This is a genomic window from Fusibacter paucivorans (assembly GCF_018390735.1).
In the GTDB taxonomy this organism is placed as follows: domain Bacteria; phylum Bacillota; class Clostridia; order Peptostreptococcales; family Acidaminobacteraceae; genus Fusibacter; species Fusibacter paucivorans.
The window spans coordinates 18,489-39,795 of the sequence record NZ_JAHBCL010000036.1 but is presented as its reverse complement, the minus strand read 5'-3'; the positions used below and the strand labels follow the sequence as shown (position 1 = coordinate 39,795).

Genomic DNA, 21,307 nt, shown 5'->3' with positions numbered 1-21,307 from the left:
CTCAATACATATATGCTACATGTATTGTAACAAATGACTACGGCAAAACAAGTGATCTATTTCATCGTGGCATTGACAAAGACAAAGAGCAAGGCAAAGTCAAATCACGTGGGCTAAAACAGATATGTTTCTCCAAATAGGCGGCGAAACTTGCATCCATTACTTTTCCAAGATACTCGGGAATACAGGCCGCCATTTTTCTTGCGACGTCTTCGGGGGATTCTTTCATATCTACCATCCATTTTGCGACGGTATCGCTTTCGGCACATACATAGAACTTAATTTCAAAGCTGCAGCGTTCATCGGCAGGTGCCCCCTGCCAAAGCTCTAAAGCATTGTGAAACAGTTGCGAACGCTTTCTGCGGGTACTCAAAAAGAGTGAACTGTAGTCTACAAAATTCATATCTTTAGCAATTCGCTGATAAAATGCGCCATCTTGCATTTCATATGTCATAAACTCAGCTGATTGCTTCACCAAGTCTGAACGCCAGTTGGTACAGAATGGATACTTTTTAATGGCAATATCCATAAGCCGTCCATATTCCCAGTTAAGGGCATCGTCAACATCTGTGAACAAGTTGTAAAAAGACGAACGTGAGATTCCTGCATGCTCGCAAATACTGGTCACCGTCAATTTTCGAAGAGAACTGTCCAGCAGGAGCTGTTTAAGTGACAGGACAATTTTTGAACGCATAAATTCATCTTTCGATAACGACAGTAAATGTTCATAAGTCATATGCTTGCTCCCCTGTTCTCTAATGATCTAAGGCAATTATCTTATCGGCGATTACTATTTTTATACTAGCATCAGCGGCAAACGAAGTCAATTCTTCAAGATATAAATTTAACAATCTTAAATAGGTCCATATGTTAAGCGATATCATAAAGTGGAAGATAAAATTTATCTAAATGCCGCTTATTGCCTTAAAAGAATGAAATTTGGTGCTAATTGGACAATTTTCGGAAATAGTCCAAAAAAGAACAAACCCATTCAATTATACACGGGTAGACGCATCAAAATTTCTGCTCGTTGCACGCCATGAAAAGCCGACGTTATAATAAAGTTAATGTTAAATTAATAACGATATTGATGGGAGGAATTTAAAATGTTTGCAAAGGATTTGACGAAAAAAGGGATTGTTGATCGTGATTATGAAAGTGTATTTCTCGGCCGCAGATGCGCACGGACCCTAGACGCAACACACAAGGTATCAAGAGAAGAAATTGAAGAAATTATCAATGAGGCAATGGTTGCAACGCCATCAGCTGTGGACTCAAATCCATATAAATTTCTTGTCATTGATACAGATGAAGCGCGGAAGAAACTGGATGACATCATGTGGCCAATTGATAAAGACCGCGTGATGCAAGCGTCGTTTTCGATTATTCCTTTGGCCGACCGCCAATGGATTGATGATTATGATGATGTCGTTGCGGCATTAAAGGCAGAGGCACCGCAAAGTTATGAATTCTTTAGCAACACGTGTTTTCCAATCATTCCGGGCTGGTATGAAGAACTTTCATCCGGCACAGGTGCAGCACTTGATATATCTGTAACGTTTCAGGCTGGGCTCGTGAGCCAGTCGCTGATGATCGCAGCCAGAGCACATGGCCTAGATACGGGCTTTATGGATGCATGGCATCCTTATCCTGATTTAAATGAAGCATTTGGCATTGATCTCGAACGGTATATTCCACAAGGTGTGCTCTGCTTTGGCAAAAATGCCGGGCCGGTCAGTGACAGTTACCGACGCGATATTAAAGATGCAGTTAGCTATCTCTAACGGCAAATTATGCAAGATGGCGATACGTCGATAACTTTAAGCGGAAGGACTATGAAGATGAAAGTAATGTTTTGTTATAAATGGGAGCGCGATTCAAGTGAAGCGGCAATATCTCATGATGGCTCTCTTAAATGGTTTAATACACAGTTAAAGCCATCAGACGATGAAGCGGCGGCTATTGCATGCGCGCGACAGATTGCAGCTGATACAGAAGGCAGTTTGACAGCAGTGACCATTGGTGATGGCGATACCGCATGGGCGTTGGCAAGAGGCGCTGATCGCGCCGTGCGTGCGAGCAGCACTATGCCAAGTAAAGACGATGCTGTCACGGGTGCCCAATTGGCGGAGGTTATTAAAGCATCCGGTGCGTATGACGTTGTATTAATGGGAGACGCACAGGAATTTGCTGGCGTTGTCCCGGTAACGGCAGCGTTGCTTGGACTGCCGCTTATTGCGGGTGTCGAAGATGTGGCTGTTGATCCGGAGTACCCAGACTGCCTGATCGCACACCGTTTGACCGATAAAGCGCATGAGACTTTGAGAATTCATACACCTGCATTAATTTCCGTGGCTGCAACGAGTTCTGAAAAGAATCTTCCGAGTATGCGACAAATTCTATCAGCTAAAAAACGGCCTATAGAAGAATTGGATACCGCGAATATGCATGAAACGCACATGACTGTTAAAGGTGTCAGTTTGCCGCCAAGACGCGAAGCGCAGATGCTTGAAGGCGATGCACAGCAAGCTGTGGCAAAACTGATTGCCGCTTTGCGTATGGATGATAGCTTGTAAGCACTTTTTTGAAAGGATGAAAAAAGACAATGATGCGTAATATTTGGATTGTAGCAACGGAACAAGGTGAAGTGGCTTCGTTGATTAATTTTCTAGAGCTCAAATCAGCGGATGTAACGGCACTGGTCATTGGCTCGCAGGAATTGGCAGAACAAACTGCCCGTGTTGGTACAGCTGTTAAATGGATTGATTCAGCTGACCAGCCTGCGACTAATTTTACAGCAGCGGCGGCAAGCATTATTCAAAAGGCTGCGCCAACTGTGATCGTTGGCGGGTCTTCGCCTGAAGCGCGTGCCGTTATCGGCAGTGCAGCGGCTGCGTTAGGCGCTGCCGTTGCATCGAATGTCATCAGTCTGTCGATTGAGGACGATGTCATATGTGCAGAGCGATCGGTACTGGATGACAAGTTGATCGAAACGCTTGAAATGCCCATTCATACCTGCCTACTGGTAAATGCGCTCAATTTACAGCCGCAGGCGCCAAGTGATGAGATTGTCACTGGCAGTATTGAAACAATAGAGGCCAAAAGCGACGGTTCGGTCGAATATTTGTCAGTTGAGCCCGTTGCAGCTTCAGGCTTGCAAACGGCGGACTACGTCGTGGGTGTAGGACTGGGCGCCACTGGCGGCGATTTATTCAATCAAACGGTAAAGCTCGCAGAAGTCATGGGTGCTGAGATGGGCTGCTCAATGCCAATCTATAGTGAATTACAGTTAATGCCGCATGAGACCTATATTGGTTTAACAGGCTGTAAAGTGGCGCCAAAACTCTATTTGGCACTTGGTATCTCAGGCACAAGTCAGCACTGTGCCGGTTTGCGCAATGCGAAGACAATCGTATGCGTTAATAAAGATCCAAAGGCACTGTTTTTTAATAATGCTGATTACGGAATCGTCGGCGACTTAAATGACATCATACCGGCGCTTATTGCAGCGCTGAGCTAGAGATGACATTTTGTAGAAAGTAAGCGATAAGCTGATAGCAATCAATAACTCGGATGGGGGCTTCCATCCGAGTTATAAATAGGTAAGGAGTAAAACGATATGGACGAGAAATTTGATGCAATCGTGGTGGGCGGCGGTCTCGCAGGACTGGCAGCTGCTTATGCCATGGCACAAGAAGGCCTCGAAGTAATATTGGTAGAAAAAGGTGTCACCTGCGGTTCCAAAAACGTTACTGGCGGCAAGATCTGCTCTCACAGCATTGAAAAGCTTTTTCCGGATTTTGGTGAAACAGCGCCTTTAGAGCGTGAAATTACGAAAGAAGTGATCAGTAGCTGGCGCGCTGAGGGCATTTCCGATGCGGGGATTGATCCTCAGCATTTTGGACTGACGGAGTCGCGTTCATACACGGTCAGCCGGGCAAAGCTGGATGCATGGTTTGCTGAACAGGCTGAAGCGGCAGGTGTCATGATGATTCAGGGCATTGTGGTTAATGACCTAATTGTCCGGGAAGGCAAAGTCTGCGGTATTATTGCAGATGGCGATGCACTGGAAGCCGATGTCGTGATTCTCGCAGAAGGTGTCAATGGACTCTTGGCACAATCGTTGGGAATGATCCCCGAATTGATGCCGGAAGAAACCTGTGTCGGGACAAAAGAAGTCATTGAACTGGGGGAAGCGCTGATTAATGAGCGTTTCGGTCTTGCCGACGGCGAAGGTGTTGAATGGATGGCGATTGGCGATACTGCTGATGGACAGTATGCCGATGGCTTTCTTTATACGAACAAAGACACGGTTTCAGTGGGGGTAGAGTTTTTAATCAGCGATATCGATAAAACGCAAAAGAGTATCCCAGAGCTGCTTGAAGACTTTAAGGCGTTGCCGGAAATAGCGAAATTAATTGATGATGGTTTGCTGGTTGAATATGCTTCGCATTTGGTTAAAAAGAGCAAGTCTGATAAAATTGGGAAGCTCTATGGCGAAGGTGTTTTGCTGGTAGGCGATGCTGCGGGTCTGGTAGCAAATGCAGGCTGGGTCGTAAGAGGTATGGATCTTGCGGTTGAGTCCGGAAGATTAGCGGCAGAAGCAGTGATTCGCTCCAATGCGTCAGGGGATTTCTCTGAGGGATCGCTGGCAAGTTATCAGAAGGCTGTCGAATCGAGTTTTATAGCCGCTGACATGAAGATTTGCGCGGATTATCTCAACCAGTAAGGAGGTTGAAAAATGGCTAAAATATCTGTTGCCGATAAACTCGGCGTCAATAAATTTAATGTTTATGAAGAAAAAAGTCACATTGTCATAGACAAGCAATACCCGGATGCAGCGGAAGTGGACCGCGTTGTGCGGATATGTCCCGCAGCACTCTATACAGCCGATGCAAACGGTGTTCGCTTTGATTATTTGGGATGCCTTGAATGCGGCACTTGCAGAGTTTTAAGCGGTGGAAAAGTAGTGACGGACTGGCAGTACCCCGTCGGTTCATTTGGCGTGAGCTTTCGGAAAAGCTGATAAAAAGCGATTAAGGAGCGATAGAAAATGCTGAAGCTATTGGTATGCATAAAACAAGTACCGGATGTCGACCAGATGACGATTGATCCGGAAACAGGAAAAATTAACAGAACCGGGGTGCCTTCCATCTTAAATCCGCTTGATGCGAATGCAGTCGCCGCAGCGGTGAATGTGAAAGAAACCTATGGCGGCGAAATTACCCTTATCACTATGGGGCCGCCGTCAGCAGAAGCGGTACTGCGTGAATGCTTGGCAGTTGGTGCAGATTATGCGATTCTCGTCACGGATCGTGCATTTGGAAATGCCGACACACTGGCGACCAGTTATGCGATCGTTTCGGCAGCTAAGCAGATCGATCACTACGACCTCATTTTCTGCGGCAAGGAGACGATAGATGGTGCGACAGGTCAAATGGGCGCACAGTTAGCGGAGCGCTTTGATGCTGCTCAGATAACATCTGCATGTCTCATCCACACTGTTGACGAAGCAAATGGGACACTTGTCGTTGAACGCGAACTTGAAAACAGCACAGAAACACTTGAAGTCACGATGCCGTGCCTGCTCACCATGGAGAAGACACATTATCCTGCGCGGATGCCAAGTCTTAAGGGCAAGATGGCAGCCAAGAAAAAAGTCATAACGACCATGACATCGGCAGATATCCCCGATCTCGACTTTAATCGCATTGGTGACAGCGGATCACCGACAAAGGTGCCGCGTACTTTCCCACCGGTGATGCCTGAGCCGGGGATTGTCATTGATGAAGGGTCCGTCACAGCAAGTGTGGCAAAGCTCTTAACGTTCATCGCAGAATAGGGAGGATACAATGGATAAGACGAATTACAAACATATGTGGGTATATGTTGAGCATGACGGGACTGTCGTTCATCCTGTATCCCTTGAACTGTGCTGTGAAGTGCGCAAACTCTGCGACCAGAGCGGCGATAAGTTGATTGCGGTCATCGCGGGTGAAATACCAAATACGGAAGTGGATAAGATAAGAGACTGTGGTGTAGACGGGATTATAGATGTATCCGGCACTGGATATGAACGATACAATACGGAAGCTTATACGAATTTGTTTGCCGAGCTGTGTGTAAAATATAAGCCTTCAGCTGTTTTTGTAGGCGGAACGACAAATGGGCGCGACTTTGCACCGCGGTTTGCAGCGCGTATTGAAACGGGATGCACCTCAGATGCCACAGAAGTTGTCTATAATCCTGAAACGACAGATATCGAGTTTATCGAACCGGCATCAGGCGGTAAAATCATGGCAGTTATTACGATCCCGACACTGCGGCCTCAGGTTGGCACCATCCGTCCGGGCACCTTTAAATATATACCAAAGGGAAGGAAAGCAGTCATTGAGGAAGTACATGAAACCATTGATTTTCCACTGGAAGAGATACGAACGAAGCTTCTTTCACATGAACAGGCGGCTTATGATCCGGAGATGGATATTGCAAATGCTGAAGTGATTATATGCGTCGGGGATGGTCTTTCGGATGAAAGGGCACTGTCGCGTTACAGAGAACTGGCAAAACTGCTGGGAGGCAAAATTGCCTGTACGCGCCCGCTGTATGATCGGGAGATTCTCTCGTATAAACTGCAAGTAGGCCAGTCGGGCGTGATGATCAAGCCCAAACTCTATATAGGATTTGGTATTTCAGGGGCTGTGAACCACGTTGCCGGCGTCGATGCAGAAAAGTTTATCGCAGTAAATAAAGATCCGGATGCCCCCATTTTTCACTACAGCGATTACAGTATTGTAGGTGATATGGACGAAGTATGCGATGTGATGATCGAGGCACTAAAAGCCAAAGCTGTATGATGGCGCCCGGATTATTGGTTAATATGAAAGAGACGATCGAATTGTCGGTAGATGCCGTACAAATCGGTCGTTTTTTCATCAAAACATCAAAACATCAAAACACTTAAACTTTTCGACAGTTCTGATCTAGTACTTTTAATCCTTTGATACATAAAACGGCGAGAACAAGAAAAATTAAAGCCGTTATCAGGTTTGGTATCTCGATCATCGGTTTTAGCCTGTCATAGATCAGTAAGATGATGACACATGTCATCTGAATGACAGCAATCCCTTTGAAATAAGTATGAAGTCTCTCAGGTCTAATGCGCCGTTTCTTAAAATAATGGTTTTCTCGACGTTGGCTCATCTATGATGACCATGTTTCTTGATGTACTTTAAAACGATGGTTTGGATGAACATCACAATGGCACAATAAAGTAGGCCATTAACCAGTTTTAATTCACTAATACCTAAGATGTTGGCTTGAATGATAAAAAGATTTTGATCAAGTGCGAAGAAGATGCTTGTCAATATAATGAAGTAGTAGAGTAATTGTACAAAAGTTTTCATATTTTGATCACTCTGATTTAATCCTTCCGAAAAAAATTTGGACAGTTCTATAGAATGAACCGTTTTGGATGGCGATATCTTACAGTATATTTGAGATTTATAGAATAATTTTCACCTTGAGGGCCATCATCTCGACAGATAGTTTATGTGAATATGTGCCCGAGCATAAAGAAGTTTGTGCTGGCTTACATTGAAAGCCACGGTGGTTGTGCTAAAATAGATGTATACAATTAAAGTGTTATGGAGTTCGGCGAAGAGGCCTGTTTATTGAAACAGGTCTCTTTTTATTTTCCCCATAATGACACGTAAAGGAGATAGATTATGTACAAATGCAGTTTGGAAAGAATGACGGACAAAATTGAAACATTTAGCAAATTCGGCGATGCAGGCCATGGCGGCATTACAAGATATACCCTTTCACCGGAAGATAATCTCGCGAGAAAAGAATTTGTTAAACGCATGGAAGCAATCGGTGCCGTGATCGAAACAGATGATATGGCGAATATGTATGCGACCATTCCGGGAAGTGATCCCGATGCGAAGCGAATTGTCATGGGTTCGCACACTGACTCTGTTATGAACGGCGGTAATTACGACGGTATTCTCGGTGTTATGTCGGCAATGGAAGTTTTGGAAGCGGTTGTGGAGCAGAAGATACCGCATAAACATCCTTTGACAGCGATGGTTTGGACCAATGAAGAGGGTTCACTCTATCCGCCTGCGATGATGAGCTCAGGCGTAATCTGCTATGACTATTTGCCGGAAGCGATTCGCGGAAAATTCAAATTAGAGGATATGCTGCAATCAAAGAGCATTTTAGACTTTAAAACAACTTTTGGAGAAGTCTTGGATAAATCGGAATATAAAGGGGATAAAGCAAACCGCCTCAGTCCTGAAAAATATCTCAACATGTTCGAAATTCATATTGAGCAAGGGCCTATTCTGGAAGACAACAAGAAAGATGTCGGCGTCGTAGACTGTGTCCTCGGCATGTTTAACTATCGCCTGAAATTCTATGGTCAAACAACACACGCAGGAACATTCCCAATGCCAAAGCGAAAAGATGCTTTCTTTGCGGCATCACAAGCACTTGTTTATCTCCATGAGGAAATTGACAAATTGGGGTATCCCGAACTGGTCTATACCACTGGCGAAGTGATCTGTCACCCGGGGATTCACACCTGTGTACCGGATTTCTTTGATTTCTCATTTGATTCAAGACACGAAGATCCGGCAGTGCTGGATCAAGTACTCGCCATCGTCAAGAGCTGTGCGGACAAGACGTGGGCAGGTTGTACCTGTACGGTAGAAAAAGCTTGGAATCGCGATACCGTTTACTGGGATGAAAAATTAATCGGCTATTGTGAAGAGGCGGCTAAAGAGACTGGTGTGAGTTATCAATTGATTCATTCCGGCGCAGGCCATGACGCTCAGTTTGCAGCGTACATGATGCCGACAACGATGCTGTTTGTCCAGTCAAAAGACGGTTTGTCGCATTGTGAAGACGAATATTCAACACCTGAGCATTGCACGTCGGGTGCAACAGTCTTACTGAACGCCGTTTTGAAAGCGGATCAGGCAGAGTAAGGTGTAGAGGGAATGGTGTAGAAGCGATGTGCTGCGATCGCATTGTAGTGATTTTTTCAGTTATTAGAATCGATTAACATGTTAAAACGGAAATACTTCTAAATGCGTAGAATAAGATGAAAGCGTGTATTTGGCCGGGATGTGCTCAAATACACGCTTTTTAAACGATAAGGTTCTGTGTGGATTTTTAAGGTTATACTATTTTTAAGGTTATACTATTTCTGAGCAGCAGCGACCTTCTCGTGTGATTCTACGGAATACTAAAGTTTTACCTCATCAAAGATTGCCATCAGTTGTGTAACTGCCTTTGTTGCCGTGATTTCCCCTGAAATGAGGTCCGTTTTTAATTGGGGGATTGCTCTTTTGACACCATCATGGCTGTAAAATCGCGATTTAAGCTGCTCAATGACCATGCCAAATACCCATTCGAGTGTCTGTTGCTGTCGCCGTGTTGCATAAACACCTGATGCTTCGGTCGTTTGTCGAAATGTTTCGATCAAATGCCAGAGTTCCTCAATGCCATCCTGATAAAGTGCTGAACACGTAATCGCTCTTGATGCCCAGCCTTCTGTTGCCGGTCTCAAGTAATGCAAGAGGTTGTTAAATTCCGTCATGGCTGATTTGGCCCTGATGATATTATCACCATCTGCCTTATTGACGGCGATGCAATCGCAAATTTCCATGACGCCTTTTTTCATCCCTTGCAATTCATCACCGGCACCGGTAATGAGTACCAGCAGGAAAAAGTCGACCATTGAGCGAACGGTGACTTCATTTTGACCGACGCCGACTGTTTCGACCAGTATGACATCGTAACCGGCAGCTTCACACAAGAGCATGGTTTCGCGGCTTTTGCGCGCAACACCGCCAAGCATACCTGCTGAAGGTGATGGCCGAATAAAGGCATTTTGATGGCGTGACAGTTTTTCCATTCGAGTTTTATCACCCAAAATGGAACCGCCGGTAATGGAGCTGCTCGGATCGACAGCGAGCACGGCGACTTTATGTCCCTGTTCGCAGAGCATGAGCCCAAATGCTTCAATCAGTGTACTCTTGCCAGCGCCGGGAACACCTGAAATACCGATACGGATGGAGTTGCCCGAGTGCGGGAGCAGTCGCTGGACGAGCTCTTGGCTTATATCAAAGTGTTTTTTTGCATTGCTCTCAATGAGCGTGATCGCTTGGGCGACGACGGGCAGATTGTTTTCAATCACGCCGTTGTAATAATCATCGATGGAAAGTGTTTGACGTCGTTTGATGACGCGATTGTGCCTAACGGTGCTTACGGTTTGGCCCAAGCCATCGTGGCCGCCTTGGACGCCATCCATTACATTTGTCGTGTACTGTTCATTGGCATTCTCAGGAACCCATTCCGGTTTTTTGTTTTTGCTCATCAGGCATTCCCATCATAACCAAGGCTTTCGTTGATGACCTCCATAACCTTGCCGGCACATTCGGTAATAATGGTACCGGGGCCGAAAATTAATGCGGCGCCGTGTTCATACAGAAAGTCGTAGTCCTGTGCCGGAATGACCCCGCCGGCAAAGACGATGATATCATCGCGACCAAGGTCTGCCAGTGCTTTTACCAGCTGTGGAAGCAGTGTTTTATGGCCTGCTGCTAGTGAGCTCATGCCTACCACGTGCACATCGTTTTCAACCGCATCATGTGCAACTTCTTCAGGTGTTTGGAAGAGTGGTCCGACATCGACGTCAAATCCCATATCCGCGAAACCTGTCGCGACGACTTTGGCACCGCGGTCATGCCCATCCTGCCCCATTTTAGCGATGTAAATTCTCGGGCGCCGACCTTCGTTTTCTTCAAACTTATCGGTCATTTCACGTACCTTTTCAACATGCGATTTTTTGGCGTATTCTGAACTGTAGATGCCTGATATTGATCTAATCACGGCTTTGTGCCTACCTTTCACTTTTTCAATGGCATAGGAGATCTCGCCGAGGGTGGCTCTCACACGAGCGGCGTTGACAGCGAGTTCAAGTAAATTGCCTTCGCCGGTTTCGCACGCTTTGGAGATTGCTGTCAAAGCCTTTTGTACATCTTCACTGTTGCGGTTTGCTTTAAGCTTATTTAATCGCTCAATTTGTGCCAACCGTACAGCTGAATTATCAATTTCGAGGATTTCAATAGGATCCTCGTGATCCAGTCGGTATTTATTGACGCCGATGATGGACTCTTTTGCGGAGTCAATTCTCGCTTGACGACGTGCGGCCCCTTCTTCGATTCTCATCTTTGGAAGTCCTGTTTCGATGGCCTTTGCCATACCGCCAAGCGCTTCAACTTCTTGGATATGCCCCCATGCTTTTTGAGCGATTTCATGTGTCAGCTGTTCAACATAATAAGAGCCGCCCCACGGGTCGATAACTTTGCAGATTGAGGTTTCATCTTGCAGATAGAGCTGTGTATTTCTGGCGATTCTCGCAGAGAAATCCGTCGGGAGTGCAATGGCTTCGTCCAGAGCATTGGTATGCAGTGACTGGGTATGACCAAGAGAAGCGGCCATTGCTTCGATTAATGTGCGCGTTATATTGTTGTATGGGTCTTGCTCAGTTAATGACCAACCGGAGGTTTGGGAATGTGTTCTCAGTGCAAGGGACTTTGGATTCTTCGGATTAAACTGATTGACGATTTTGGCCCATAGCATCCTGCCGGCACGCATTTTCGCGACTTCCATAAAATAGTTGGTTCCCTGCGCCCAGAAGAATGAGAGCCTCGGGGCAAAGGCATCTATATCAATGCCTGCTTTGATCCCTGCACGGAGGTAGTCGAGCCCGTCGGCCAGTGTATAGGCGAGTTCGATATCATTGGTCGCGCCTGCTTCCTGCATATGATACCCCGAAATTGAAATCGAGTTGAATTTCGGCATTTTTTGAGAGGTAAATTCAAAGATGTCGGCGATAATCCGCATCGAAATTTCAGGGGGGTAGATATAGGTGTTGCGCACCATGTATTCTTTTAAAATATCGTTCTGAATCGTACCGGCGAGCATTTCCATCGGAACGCCCTGTTCTTCACCTGCCACAATATAGAATGCCAAGATCGGAAGCACGGCACCATTCATCGTCATGGATACGGACATCTTGTCAAGAGGGATACCGTCAAAGAGAATATTCATATCCAGCATCGAATCAACGGCGACACCTGCTTTGCCGACATCGCCGACAACGCGTTCATGGTCTGAGTCGTACCCCCTATGTGTTGCGAGGTCAAAGGCAATTGACAGGCCTTTTTGTCCGGCTGCCAAATTGCGTTTATAAAAGGCATTGCTCTCTTCAGCGGTAGAGAATCCTGCATATTGGCGTACAGTCCAAGGACGTGTGACGTACATGGTTGCATAGGGTCCTCGTAAAAACGGACTCAATCCCGCGGTAAAATCAAGATGCTCAAATGCCTTGTACGCCTCTTTTGTATAAAGGGCACCGACATTGATCTGTTCGTTGGTCATCCAGTCAAAATCAGATAATTTTTGATGTGTTGAATCTTCAAATGCTGCCTGCCAGTCATTTAAACGGTGATGATCACTGTTTAGATCTAAGCTGATATTTTGAAAGTTAGGATTCTTAGGCATTTTCGATAACCTCCTCTGCAACGTTTTCAAGTATGGCTGACAGTAAGCCATAGCAATCTGCACCCATGTAAATGAAGTCATCAATCCCGGCATTGCGATAGATTGCTTCTAGGTCTTTAGGAGGTTTTCCGGCGAGCACTAATTTCATATTCGAGTTGGTATGGCGTATTTTTTCTGCAATTTCGGGCACGATTTCCGGATAAACGGCATCGGTGGAACAGATGACGCCAACTTGTGCACCCGAGGCAAGTCCTGCTGCTACTGCGGGATCGACTTCTTTAAAGCCATTGTTTTGCATGACTTCAAAACCGCCCACTTCAAAAAAGCCAGTTGTAAAATCAGCGCGGCCCTTGTGCTGTGGAATGGGTCCCATATTAAATAAGAATACTTTAGGCGCCTTCCCTGCTTTTTGGTACTGGTCTGTTTTATCTCGAAGCGCTTCAAAGCGGGATGCACCGCGTTCGTACTGAATGGCTTTAATCATTATATCCTGTTCGGATAAGTCACTGCATAGCTGTGCAATTTCACCCATGGTTGCCCCGACCTCAATCGCTTCAATCGCCAGTGGCATTGAAATATGACCGTTTTCCGTTTTCTCATCGCCTAACGCTGATACTTTATCTGCAACGGCAAAGAGCGGCCTTTTCAAGCGAAACTTTTGTAAGGATTCTTGGCGAAGTTTTTTGAGTTTCTCATCACTAGTGTGTTGTACGGTCAGTTTTTTCTCCGTCATGTTTGCATATTGATTAACGCCTACCCACACATGTTTGCGCTTTGCCATATCTTTAAATTTGGCTTCGTATTTGAGTGCAATTGCAGACTGAATTTCACCACCTGTAAGCATTGCTTCAAACCCTCCGGCAGCTTCTGTCGCTTGGAAGGTTTCCCATGCTTTCTGTGCAATTTCATGCGTTAATGTTTCGATATACCATGAGCCACCTGCCGGATCGATCGGCTGTGTAAAATTGCATTCATCCTGAAGAATAAACTGCACATTTCTGGAAACGCGTCTCGAAAAGCTGTCGGCTTCTCGAATCGCCTCATCAAATGGCACAATCGTTAGACTGTCGACACCGGCGATGGCACCTGAAAATCCTTCAGAAGCATTTCTTAACATATTGACGTAAGGATCATAAATGGTTTTCGTCCAAGAAGAAGTCTTTGCGTGCAAGTAGATTTTTTGCGCTGTTTCACTGCCGCCGAAAGCTTCAATTACTTTTGAAAACAATATGCGTGCAGCTCGGAGTTTCGAAATTTCCATAAAGAAATTCGAGCCAATGGAAAAACTAAAAACCATTTTTGAAGCAATATCGTCAATTGCAATGCCTCGGTCGAGCATCGCTCTGATGTAGGCAGTTCCCACAGCCATTGTATAGGCCAACTCCTGTACGGAATCTGCACCGCCGTCATGGTATGGATGGCCTTCAACTAAAATCGTTCGCAGTGTCGAATTTTCATGAAGGGTCCAGTTTGTTGCATCCGCCATGAAATCATATGCTTCTGATAGTGCGAAGGGCATTTGACCATGCTTAGCCAACATGCCCAAGGGGTCATAACCCAGAACGCCTTTAATGTTCGCTAAAGGCAAGTCGCTTTTTTTCAAGTAAGCCCCAATCATCGCCATGATTGGGATGGGATTCATACCTGCATTAATGTGCAGCGGCAAGACATCGAGAACCAATTCCTGAAACGCCGCCGTCAAATCTTCAAGTGTTGAGATCGAAACGCCGCGGTATCCGACGTCTTCAGCAAGCTCATCATCGGCATCATAACCCAATTGTGACGGTAGATCCATTTTCAAATTTAAGACATTTAAACCGCGATAGAGTTCATCAATAATGCATTCGTGAAACGCGCCCGGCGTTCCGGCATAAACTTCCTGATTAACCAGCCATGGCTCACTGATATTGCCTTCTGCTTTTGTGCCGCGCACGAAGGGCGGATATCCAGGCAGGGTATCTGCAAATGGTACTTTTTCTAAATCTTCTTTTCTGTAAATCGGGCGGAGCGTGATGCCCTCATGTGTCTTGGTATACATCGCCTTCTCAAAGGGTTTGCCTTTTAAAAGCTTTTCAACGGCTTCCTGCCATTCTTCATAGGAAGGCGCTGTGAATTCACCAAATAAATGGCCGTTTTCATCGTATCCATTTTGGCGTTTGTCAGTTTCGTTTTTCATTACACACCTCTCAATATTTTAAGCAGTGTGCTTTGCTTAGACCTCTAACTTTGGCACGAGCATAGCCGGCATCAGCTTTCTGCTTAAAAAGCGCATACGTATTGCCATGCTTTTTTACCATTTTTAATTCCAGCATTGATAATAGTAGCCAACAGTCTCAACTAAGTGAGCACAACTTTTTTTGCAATAAAAAACACCTATAATCCTAAAAAGATATAGATGCATCCTGAAAATAAGAATATCACCTCCTATACGCCGTAGGATTTTTTGTGACCTTGTAATTTGGTGGGTGTCTGACTTTCAGCACATAGCTGATTCACAGTGGCGGGACCGTCTCGAACTTGCATCGAATTCCCCATTAAACGACACCGCTTTCGCAGTTGTCGTACCAATTTACAGATAATCCGCATTAACCATCAAGCGACTTGTACCTTCGGCAGATACAGTTGATGGCAATGCTTCATAAGTGAGAAAATTGTATCATTTAAATTTTAATCCTTTTGCTGTAATAGCGACTATTTTTCATAAGATGAAGACGCAGTATACTGCCGTAAAGGATCGACTAAAAGTAATGATGCAATTTCCTTAAGTATGTAGTTGTCACGTAAGTTTGCTTTCATTTTGATTATATAAGGATGTCCCAAGTTATTCAAGTAATATACTTGTATACTTTTTGAGATGTGTTCTCAATGCCCATAAGTACAATGAAAAGGAAAATATTAGAAAAAAACAGTTGTAAATGGATAGTTTTTATTGTAATATAATTACATTATATGGCAATTATGTATGAAGGAGGATGATGGTGGAGAAGTCAAAATTAGGCATCAGTATACAATTAACGGGTGCGGCGATGTTTTTTTTGGGCATGATTAGTTACATACCGGCATTGTTTTTAGCAGCGTTTGTGCTCATGTACGAAAAAAATGAATGGCTGAGAAAATCAGCCGTGAAAATGGCATGTGTCTTAATCGTCGCAGGGTTACTAAGCTTAGGGTTAGGAATAATCGACGATGTATTTGAGATCTTGGATATTACTTTCGGCTGGATTATTCATTTTGATGTACCTTTTGCGATTGATCAAATTGGCCAGTATGTGATCTCGGCAATTGAACAGCTGCTGTTGTTTATTCTTGGACTTAGAGCGATGTCAATGGGGACTGTGAGAATTAAAAGCTTTGAGAAAATAATCAATACACATATGTAAGGAGGAAAACAGATGTCCTTTTTCAACAAAATTGGAAAAACAATAACTGATACCAGTAAAGATTTAGCGCAGAAAGCGAAAGTTATGTCGGAAATATCAAGTCTCAATGGTCAAGTACAAGCTGAGGAAGAAAAAATTCAGAGTTTGTTTATTAAAATTGGCAAGCAATACTATGAAGCCAACAAAATGAACGCGGATACAGAATATGGTGAAACGCTGGCGAGCATAACCGCTAGTTTCTCTAAAATTGACGAATTGACAGAAGCCATCCAGGTCATTAAAGGGGCTGCGATCTGTTCAAATTGTGGTGCCCAAATACCGGAAGGCGCTGTTTTCTGCCCTGAGTGCGGGACGAAGAATGAAAGGGAAGAAGAAATTGTTGTCGATGCCGAAGGGCGCGTGTGTCCTGAATGTGGCACTGAAGTTGCAGTCGATGCACTCTTTTGCGGTGGATGCGGCAAAAAACTTGAAGCAAGTAAGGGATCAGCCATAGGTGACGCAGCCAAAGGTGACACAGTTGATGGGGACGCAGTTGATAGTGATACAGTCGATGGTGATACAAGTGATGCATAAATTGGGATGGGGGCAGAAATTGACAATACTGTCGGTATTGCTCATGACTATTTTGCTGATCGGGTCTTTTTTAAATAATGAGGCGGAACTTGCGAGTTCTTTTTTGACGTATGGATACTTAGACGATATTGCGGCATACATGGACCCTTCAGATGTGATGCAGCTGAGATTGTCGACGATGGCACTAAAACTAAATGCACGCCGATTTATTTTTTTACTGCCGGTACTGTATCCGGTTGTATCGCTATTTAAAAATCGACATAATCGAAAGCTCAGTCTCATAAGTGCTTCGCTCGAAGTCGTGCTGGTTTTATGCTTTCTCTTTGCGGGAAGAGGATTACTGACCTTTAAAGCCGTATTGCTTTTAATGACATCCGCGCTGCTGTTTGTAGGTGTCTTTGTCACAAAGCCTAAGATTAAAACAGAAAATTATTCAACTAAGTATTGCCCACATTGTGGTGAAGCGAACGCTGTCTCTGCTAAATTCTGCTTTAAATGCGGTAAAACGATATAAATCAAACGGTATAAATCAAATGGAAGGATTGAAGTTTCCTGTGTCGAGATTTCAATCCTTTTAAATGGGATTATGGTATCACTCAAGCATAAAAGCTTTTGCTGTCATGCGGATGTGTTTTAAAGGACGAGCATCCGGCTTATTGACGACAAATTGACGACGAATTAGAAAGTAGGGAAATAAATGAGCGATCACTTTCTGTGGATGCTTGGATTGGAATTTTTAGCAGCCTTCATCGCAGATATTGCAATACATAGATGGTTAAAAGTCAGTCGGCATATTGCACAGTGGCTGGTATTGGCATTGCTGCTATCCTGTACTGTCGGATTTGGCTACGCCGGACTTTCGACACACTTTAATGAAAAAAAGACAGAAGTGGGGGCAACCTATGTTGCCTATCAATACCTCAGGAATTCAGAGTTGAACTTGCTTGATTCTGCGGTTCGCAATGAAGCAATAAATGCTGATCATAAAGCCGTTATCAATTTGATATCGCGTTATAAGCGCGGGGACTATGAGACGGTTTACATAAATGCGCAGAAACTTATGCGGACGATCGATTTGAATACTGAATTGGGCGAAGCCGTCTTGATGATGGATACCCTTTCGCAAACTCACTTGTCGAAGCGTGACGCTCAAGCGTATTCAGATCCTGAGGCGGAAGCGCTTTCTGATCAGCACATTGATGAAATGATAGAAAAATGTTTTCAAAGTTTAGATTTAAGCAAAAGAGCCAGTAAAAGTTATGAAGCGTTGTATGAATTGGATAAAGCCGTTCGGTCAAATCAAATGAATATAACAAAAGACAGGGTTCAAGAAATTGTAGAGACGTATAGCGACAGCGCACCGGTGCTTCGCGCGGCAAGTGCCTATTATATGCAATTCGGAAACGTAAACGAAGCGATGAAATGTGCTGAAGACCTTATGAAAGTGGATAAATCCATTGAAAGTGCTATTGTTTATACCGATATTGTTGCTCAAAGTTCACTGACATCGTCTATAAGTTCAAATCCGGAAGATTCGGAGATTTCAAAACTAGAAGATGAAGCGCGAAATATTCGCTATAAAAGTTATGATCAAAATAATACCGAAAAAGAAACGGCTAAATTTCAAGCCCAAGCGGATGAGCTGCACCAAGCTGTTCAAGCACTGGGAACGCAGCGAGCGATTAACTATTTGATCGCCAGAAAGCCGTTGTTTAGAGATAAAACGGGTTTATATGATTTGCAACTGGCGAAGCTGTATTTAGCCGTTGACGAAAGAGAAAAATCCAAGGCATATATCAATCAGCTCATTCAAAATCAGGAACATATGATGGCATCATCCCCTTTAAAGGCGCCGCTCATGTCGGTTATTGATGCGAACAATCAGGCGGATTCTGATATGGGGAATACAGCGTTGGCAGCTGCTGTCGATAAGCTCGTTGAAGCGCAGAGTCAAGGTGTCGTAGGTCTATCAAAAGCAACCGTAAACCAAAGGTTTTCCAATTATATGGCATCTACCTTAAAATATGAAAAGATGTCGATGTTTATCAGCGACATTGACGTCTCCGAATATCCTGAAGTAAAAGCATATGTCAATATCAGTGAAAAAAAAGAAGGGCTATTTGGATTCATCAATGATTTTGCAGCAGAAAATTTTGCATTGATGGACACACAGTACGAGATTGCCGACTTTGAAATCATCAATCAAGATAATAAAAAGAAAACGGATATTGTATTCGTATTAGACTCAAGCGGCAGTATGTCGGGACAGCCGCTCAGCGAATTGAAAATTGCGGCAACAACGTGTATTGAGAATATGGATACTTGGCATAATAAAATTGCTGTTGTCGAATACAATGCATCGTCGAGTATCGTAGTGCCCAGTACAAATGACAAGGATCAATTAATTACCGGGATAGACAGCATTCGCATTGGCGGCGGGACGAATATCCCCAGTGGTTTAAAAACGGGGATTGATATTCTGAAACAGAGCCAATCAAAGCGGGCAATCATACTGATGAGTGATGGTCAAGATGGTTATCCGGATCAAATGGGCGAAATGGTTCAAAAGGCTATCCAAAACAATATTGTGATTTTTACAGTCGGACTAGGGGATGTGAACACGGCATATCTAAGTGACATCGCAACGGCAACCGGTGGCCAATATGTTTATGCCAGTGGCGCCATCGAACTTGAAAATGTATTTGCAAGGATACAGAAATACATTGCGAACAATTACTGCTTCCGGTATACCGTTAAGGACGATATCGAGACCGATCCTAGAAATTTAATGATTACACTGAAGGATTACCAGCTGTCATCCAATAAGAAGTATTGGGTAAACCCCCTAGATTCAGAAAATTCTGAAGGTGAAAATCAGAATGAGGATGAAGATGAAAATGACGTCATAAAAGTTGATGAGGATACCTTTGTAATCACTGGGATTCAGCCCAGAAATCTTTCGATTGCCAATGTGGCAGAAGGTACTGAGCTAACGCTGTCCGGCGTAGGGTTTGAGGAAGGGATGACGATTAGCATTGGCGATTGCGCTTTAACAAATATTGAAGTCGTCAGTCCATCTTTGGCCAAGGGAAAACTGGAAGCTCAAATGGGTTCCGGGCAGTATCGTGTTCGTGCGATCTTAGAAAGCGGACGAACAGCAATAGAGAATGAGGGACTCAATGTCTATCGAGCGGGAACAACAACGAAAGTTAAATTGGGTGATCAGCTGATTACCGCAGATACCATCGGACAGGTTGGTACGAATCAGTTTATCGCTTCTGGAAATGTCATGATCAATGGTTTCTTACATATTGATCAAGAGCTGCAAATTGAAGCTTATAATCTCCCAAACGACTTTGCCATTAGTCCGGAGGGCATCACCGATATCGGGGAAAACGGCAACTTATACGGCGAAGGCAAGCTGTATATTTCCTATTCGCAGGCATCAGGCGGCCATGTGGGACGCCAAACGTTTGCGAACATTGTGATGAACGGAAAGGATTATGTGGTTGCAGAAGGTGCGTATGCACTAAAAATCAGAGGTAGTGATACCGATTTTAACAGGACCGATCATAAATTCGATTTTAAGATTCCATTCATGGCAGATATTGAAGTCGCCGACATCGAATTATACCCTGATAAACTGCACTTGAACGTTGCTGAAGTTAATCCTCTGATGATTATTGAATCTGTAAAATCAGGGTTGACGAGCATGGCTGCATCAAGTCGAAGTGAAAACGGCGCGGCGGCTTCGGCTGCCGATACGGTAAGTCGAAATAATGCATTTAAGTTCCAGCCAAAGGCAACGAAAGGCTCCGCATCGATTGCATTAACCGCTAACGATATCATATTTGGTTTTGAAGCAACGTTAGCTGTCAATGATTCTATTCAATTTGGCAAATTTGGCCTTAATGAAGTCACATTAAAACTTAATTCACTGGATGAAACGCATGAATACTGGAAGTTAGGGGGCCAATTTAATTTTGCGAATATTACCAGAGGGCTGGAAAGGTTGGGCGGCCATATTGCATCCTACTACTGGTGCCCGGACGAAATTGGTATAAACGCTCAATTAGCAGGTGGCATACCAATTTACAACATTCTTTTTATTGATGAATTAGGGTTAAAGGCGAAAGGGCTGAGTGGCTTTTTCATCGACAGTGAATGGGTTCCGAGTAATGTCCGGGATACATTGTTTGCGCATGCTGGCAATGAAGCTCAGCGAAAGGATAAGGAACTTATTGGACAAATGCATGCAGGTGTTAACCTGTTTAAATCGCTTCATATAAGTGTGCCGAAGAACATGAGAGAATGGGCTGATCTAGGCGAAGTAGACAATGGTGAAATCGCATTAAATTTTACCAATATGAGTTTTAAAGCGTCTGCTGATCTTAAACTGTTGGAGACAAAACTTGCAGATGCTGCTATCCAATTCGGTAAGGATGGGATAGCGCTTAATTCAAAGGTATCGGCAGAAATTGCAATGTTTGATATTGCCATGGCAGGAGATCTCGGACTCGATTTTGAATCCACATGGAGTGCTTTAGAACTGGCGATTGAAGCCAATGGCAACGTTGACTCTGGATGGTTGAACTATCATGTTAATGGCAAGAGCAGGATCGCATTCATGGCAAAATACGATGGCAGCTACTATTGTATTGAACTCAGCAACAGCGAGATCCTGCATAAATGTTGGTATGATGATGTCGGTTCACCTGTTTTGTGGAGAAGATTCCATGTTGAAACAATTTCATTATGATAGTCATCACTTGAAA

Annotated in this window: 16 protein-coding genes and 1 riboswitch; of the genes, 12 read left to right on the top strand and 4 right to left on the bottom strand. The window is 44.3% G+C overall.

Translation table 11 applies throughout. The features are described 5' to 3' along the window. Window positions 1-61: 61 nt before the first annotated feature. Entirely contained in the window at window positions 62-736 is a 675-nt protein-coding gene (locus tag KHM83_RS16670) for a TetR/AcrR family transcriptional regulator (RefSeq protein ID WP_213238185.1), read from the bottom strand. Between the two features lie 370 nt (window positions 737-1,106). Here KHM83_RS16670 and KHM83_RS16665 point away from each other — a divergent pair, with 370 nt between their 5' ends. The 8 genes from KHM83_RS16665 to KHM83_RS16630 all read left to right on the top strand — a co-directional run bounded on the left by KHM83_RS16665 (window position 1,107) and on the right by KHM83_RS16630 (window position 8,993). After that, the gene (locus KHM83_RS16665; RefSeq protein WP_213238184.1) at window positions 1,107-1,784 is read left to right on the top strand and encodes a nitroreductase family protein; all 678 of its coding nucleotides are present in this window, start codon (window positions 1,107-1,109) and stop codon (window positions 1,782-1,784) included. A 57-nt stretch (window positions 1,785-1,841) separates the two neighbouring features. Further along, window positions 1,842-2,576 carry an electron transfer flavoprotein subunit beta/FixA family protein gene (locus KHM83_RS16660; RefSeq protein ID WP_213238183.1) on the top strand — a complete coding sequence of 245 codons (735 nt, stop codon included), beginning with the start codon at window positions 1,842-1,844 and terminating at the stop codon, window positions 2,574-2,576. Window positions 2,577-2,605: 29 nt separating this feature from the next. Beyond that, window positions 2,606-3,520, top strand: coding sequence for an electron transfer flavoprotein subunit alpha/FixB family protein (locus tag KHM83_RS16655; RefSeq protein ID WP_213238182.1), 915 nt, complete (start codon window positions 2,606-2,608; stop codon window positions 3,518-3,520). 99 nt (window positions 3,521-3,619) lie between these two features. After that, entirely contained in the window at window positions 3,620-4,729 is a 1,110-nt protein-coding gene (locus KHM83_RS16650) for an FAD-dependent oxidoreductase (RefSeq protein ID WP_213238181.1), read from the top strand. Between the two features lie 12 nt (window positions 4,730-4,741). After that, on the top strand, window positions 4,742-5,026 hold the full coding sequence (locus KHM83_RS16645; RefSeq protein WP_213238180.1) for a ferredoxin family protein: 285 nt from the start codon (window positions 4,742-4,744) through the stop codon (window positions 5,024-5,026). Window positions 5,027-5,053: 27 nt separating this feature from the next. Further along, window positions 5,054-5,842 carry an electron transfer flavoprotein subunit beta/FixA family protein gene (locus KHM83_RS16640; RefSeq protein WP_213238179.1) on the top strand — a complete coding sequence of 263 codons (789 nt, stop codon included), beginning with the start codon at window positions 5,054-5,056 and terminating at the stop codon, window positions 5,840-5,842. Between the two features lie 10 nt (window positions 5,843-5,852). Next, window positions 5,853-6,857, top strand: coding sequence for an electron transfer flavoprotein subunit alpha/FixB family protein (locus KHM83_RS16635; protein ID WP_213238178.1), 1,005 nt, complete (start codon window positions 5,853-5,855; stop codon window positions 6,855-6,857). An 870-nt stretch (window positions 6,858-7,727) separates the two neighbouring features. Beyond that, window positions 7,728-8,993, top strand: a complete 1,266-nt coding sequence (locus KHM83_RS16630; RefSeq protein ID WP_213238177.1) for a Zn-dependent hydrolase — start codon at window positions 7,728-7,730, stop codon at window positions 8,991-8,993. 260 nt (window positions 8,994-9,253) lie between these two features. On the opposite strand, the gene meaB is transcribed toward KHM83_RS16630, so the two are convergent. The 3 genes from meaB to KHM83_RS16615 are packed head-to-tail and all read right to left on the bottom strand — an operon-like array spanning window position 9,254 to window position 14,755. Then, a complete protein-coding gene (gene meaB, locus KHM83_RS16625) occupies window positions 9,254-10,387 on the bottom strand; it encodes a methylmalonyl Co-A mutase-associated GTPase MeaB (RefSeq protein WP_213238176.1) in 1,134 nt (377 codons plus the stop codon). Next, complete coding sequence (gene scpA / locus KHM83_RS16620) at window positions 10,387-12,579, bottom strand: methylmalonyl-CoA mutase (protein ID WP_213238175.1); 2,193 nt, start codon at window positions 12,577-12,579, stop codon at window positions 10,387-10,389. Before scpA ends, meaB begins: the two co-directional genes overlap by 1 nt. Next, window positions 12,572-14,755 (bottom strand): methylmalonyl-CoA mutase family protein, encoded by a 2,184-nt coding sequence (locus KHM83_RS16615; RefSeq protein WP_213238174.1) that lies wholly within the window; start codon window positions 14,753-14,755, stop codon window positions 12,572-12,574. Before KHM83_RS16615 ends, scpA begins: the two co-directional genes overlap by 8 nt. Window positions 14,756-15,022: 267 nt before the next feature. After that, a riboswitch (cobalamin riboswitch) is annotated at window positions 15,023-15,163 on the bottom strand. 394 nt (window positions 15,164-15,557) lie between these two features. Between KHM83_RS16615 and KHM83_RS16610 the strand changes: the two genes are divergently transcribed. From KHM83_RS16610 to KHM83_RS16595, 4 genes are all read left to right on the top strand, one after another. Beyond that, the gene (locus KHM83_RS16610) at window positions 15,558-15,959 is read left to right on the top strand and encodes a hypothetical protein (RefSeq protein ID WP_213238173.1); all 402 of its coding nucleotides are present in this window, start codon (window positions 15,558-15,560) and stop codon (window positions 15,957-15,959) included. Between the two features lie 12 nt (window positions 15,960-15,971). Next, the gene (locus tag KHM83_RS16605; RefSeq protein ID WP_213238172.1) at window positions 15,972-16,532 is read left to right on the top strand and encodes a zinc ribbon domain-containing protein; all 561 of its coding nucleotides are present in this window, start codon (window positions 15,972-15,974) and stop codon (window positions 16,530-16,532) included. Continuing rightward, window positions 16,525-17,046: a zinc ribbon domain-containing protein gene (locus tag KHM83_RS16600; RefSeq protein ID WP_213238171.1), complete on the top strand. Its 522-nt coding sequence runs from the start codon at window positions 16,525-16,527 to the stop codon at window positions 17,044-17,046. Before KHM83_RS16605 ends, KHM83_RS16600 begins: the two co-directional genes overlap by 8 nt. Before the next feature lie 183 nt (window positions 17,047-17,229). Beyond that, entirely contained in the window at window positions 17,230-21,291 is a 4,062-nt protein-coding gene (locus tag KHM83_RS16595; RefSeq protein WP_213238170.1) for a vWA domain-containing protein, read from the top strand. The last annotated feature ends 16 nt before the right edge of the window (window positions 21,292-21,307 follow it).

What these genes read in the sequence shown, in the direction of transcription:
- KHM83_RS16635 (WP_213238178.1), top strand. Translation starts at nt 5,853, where the DNA reads ATGGATAAGACGAATTACAAACATATGTGGGTATATGTTGAGCATGAC.
- KHM83_RS16630 (WP_213238177.1), top strand. Translation starts at nt 7,728, where the DNA reads ATGTACAAATGCAGTTTGGAAAGAATGACGGACAAAATTGAAACATTT.
- KHM83_RS16655 (WP_213238182.1), top strand. Translation starts at nt 2,606, where the DNA reads ATGATGCGTAATATTTGGATTGTAGCAACGGAACAAGGTGAAGTGGCT.
- KHM83_RS16670 (WP_213238185.1), bottom strand. Translation starts at nt 736, where the DNA reads ATGACTTATGAACATTTACTGTCGTTATCGAAAGATGAATTTATGCGT.
- KHM83_RS16595 (WP_213238170.1), top strand. Translation starts at nt 17,230, where the DNA reads ATGAGCGATCACTTTCTGTGGATGCTTGGATTGGAATTTTTAGCAGCC.
- KHM83_RS16665 (WP_213238184.1), top strand. Translation starts at nt 1,107, where the DNA reads ATGTTTGCAAAGGATTTGACGAAAAAAGGGATTGTTGATCGTGATTAT.
- meaB (WP_213238176.1), bottom strand. Translation starts at nt 10,387, where the DNA reads ATGAGCAAAAACAAAAAACCGGAATGGGTTCCTGAGAATGCCAATGAA.
- KHM83_RS16660 (WP_213238183.1), top strand. Translation starts at nt 1,842, where the DNA reads ATGAAAGTAATGTTTTGTTATAAATGGGAGCGCGATTCAAGTGAAGCG.
- KHM83_RS16640 (WP_213238179.1), top strand. Translation starts at nt 5,054, where the DNA reads ATGCTGAAGCTATTGGTATGCATAAAACAAGTACCGGATGTCGACCAG.
- KHM83_RS16605 (WP_213238172.1), top strand. Translation starts at nt 15,972, where the DNA reads ATGTCCTTTTTCAACAAAATTGGAAAAACAATAACTGATACCAGTAAA.
- KHM83_RS16650 (WP_213238181.1), top strand. Translation starts at nt 3,620, where the DNA reads ATGGACGAGAAATTTGATGCAATCGTGGTGGGCGGCGGTCTCGCAGGA.
- KHM83_RS16600 (WP_213238171.1), top strand. Translation starts at nt 16,525, where the DNA reads ATGCATAAATTGGGATGGGGGCAGAAATTGACAATACTGTCGGTATTG.
- scpA (WP_213238175.1), bottom strand. Translation starts at nt 12,579, where the DNA reads ATGCCTAAGAATCCTAACTTTCAAAATATCAGCTTAGATCTAAACAGT.
- KHM83_RS16645 (WP_213238180.1), top strand. Translation starts at nt 4,742, where the DNA reads ATGGCTAAAATATCTGTTGCCGATAAACTCGGCGTCAATAAATTTAAT.
- KHM83_RS16615 (WP_213238174.1), bottom strand. Translation starts at nt 14,755, where the DNA reads ATGAAAAACGAAACTGACAAACGCCAAAATGGATACGATGAAAACGGC.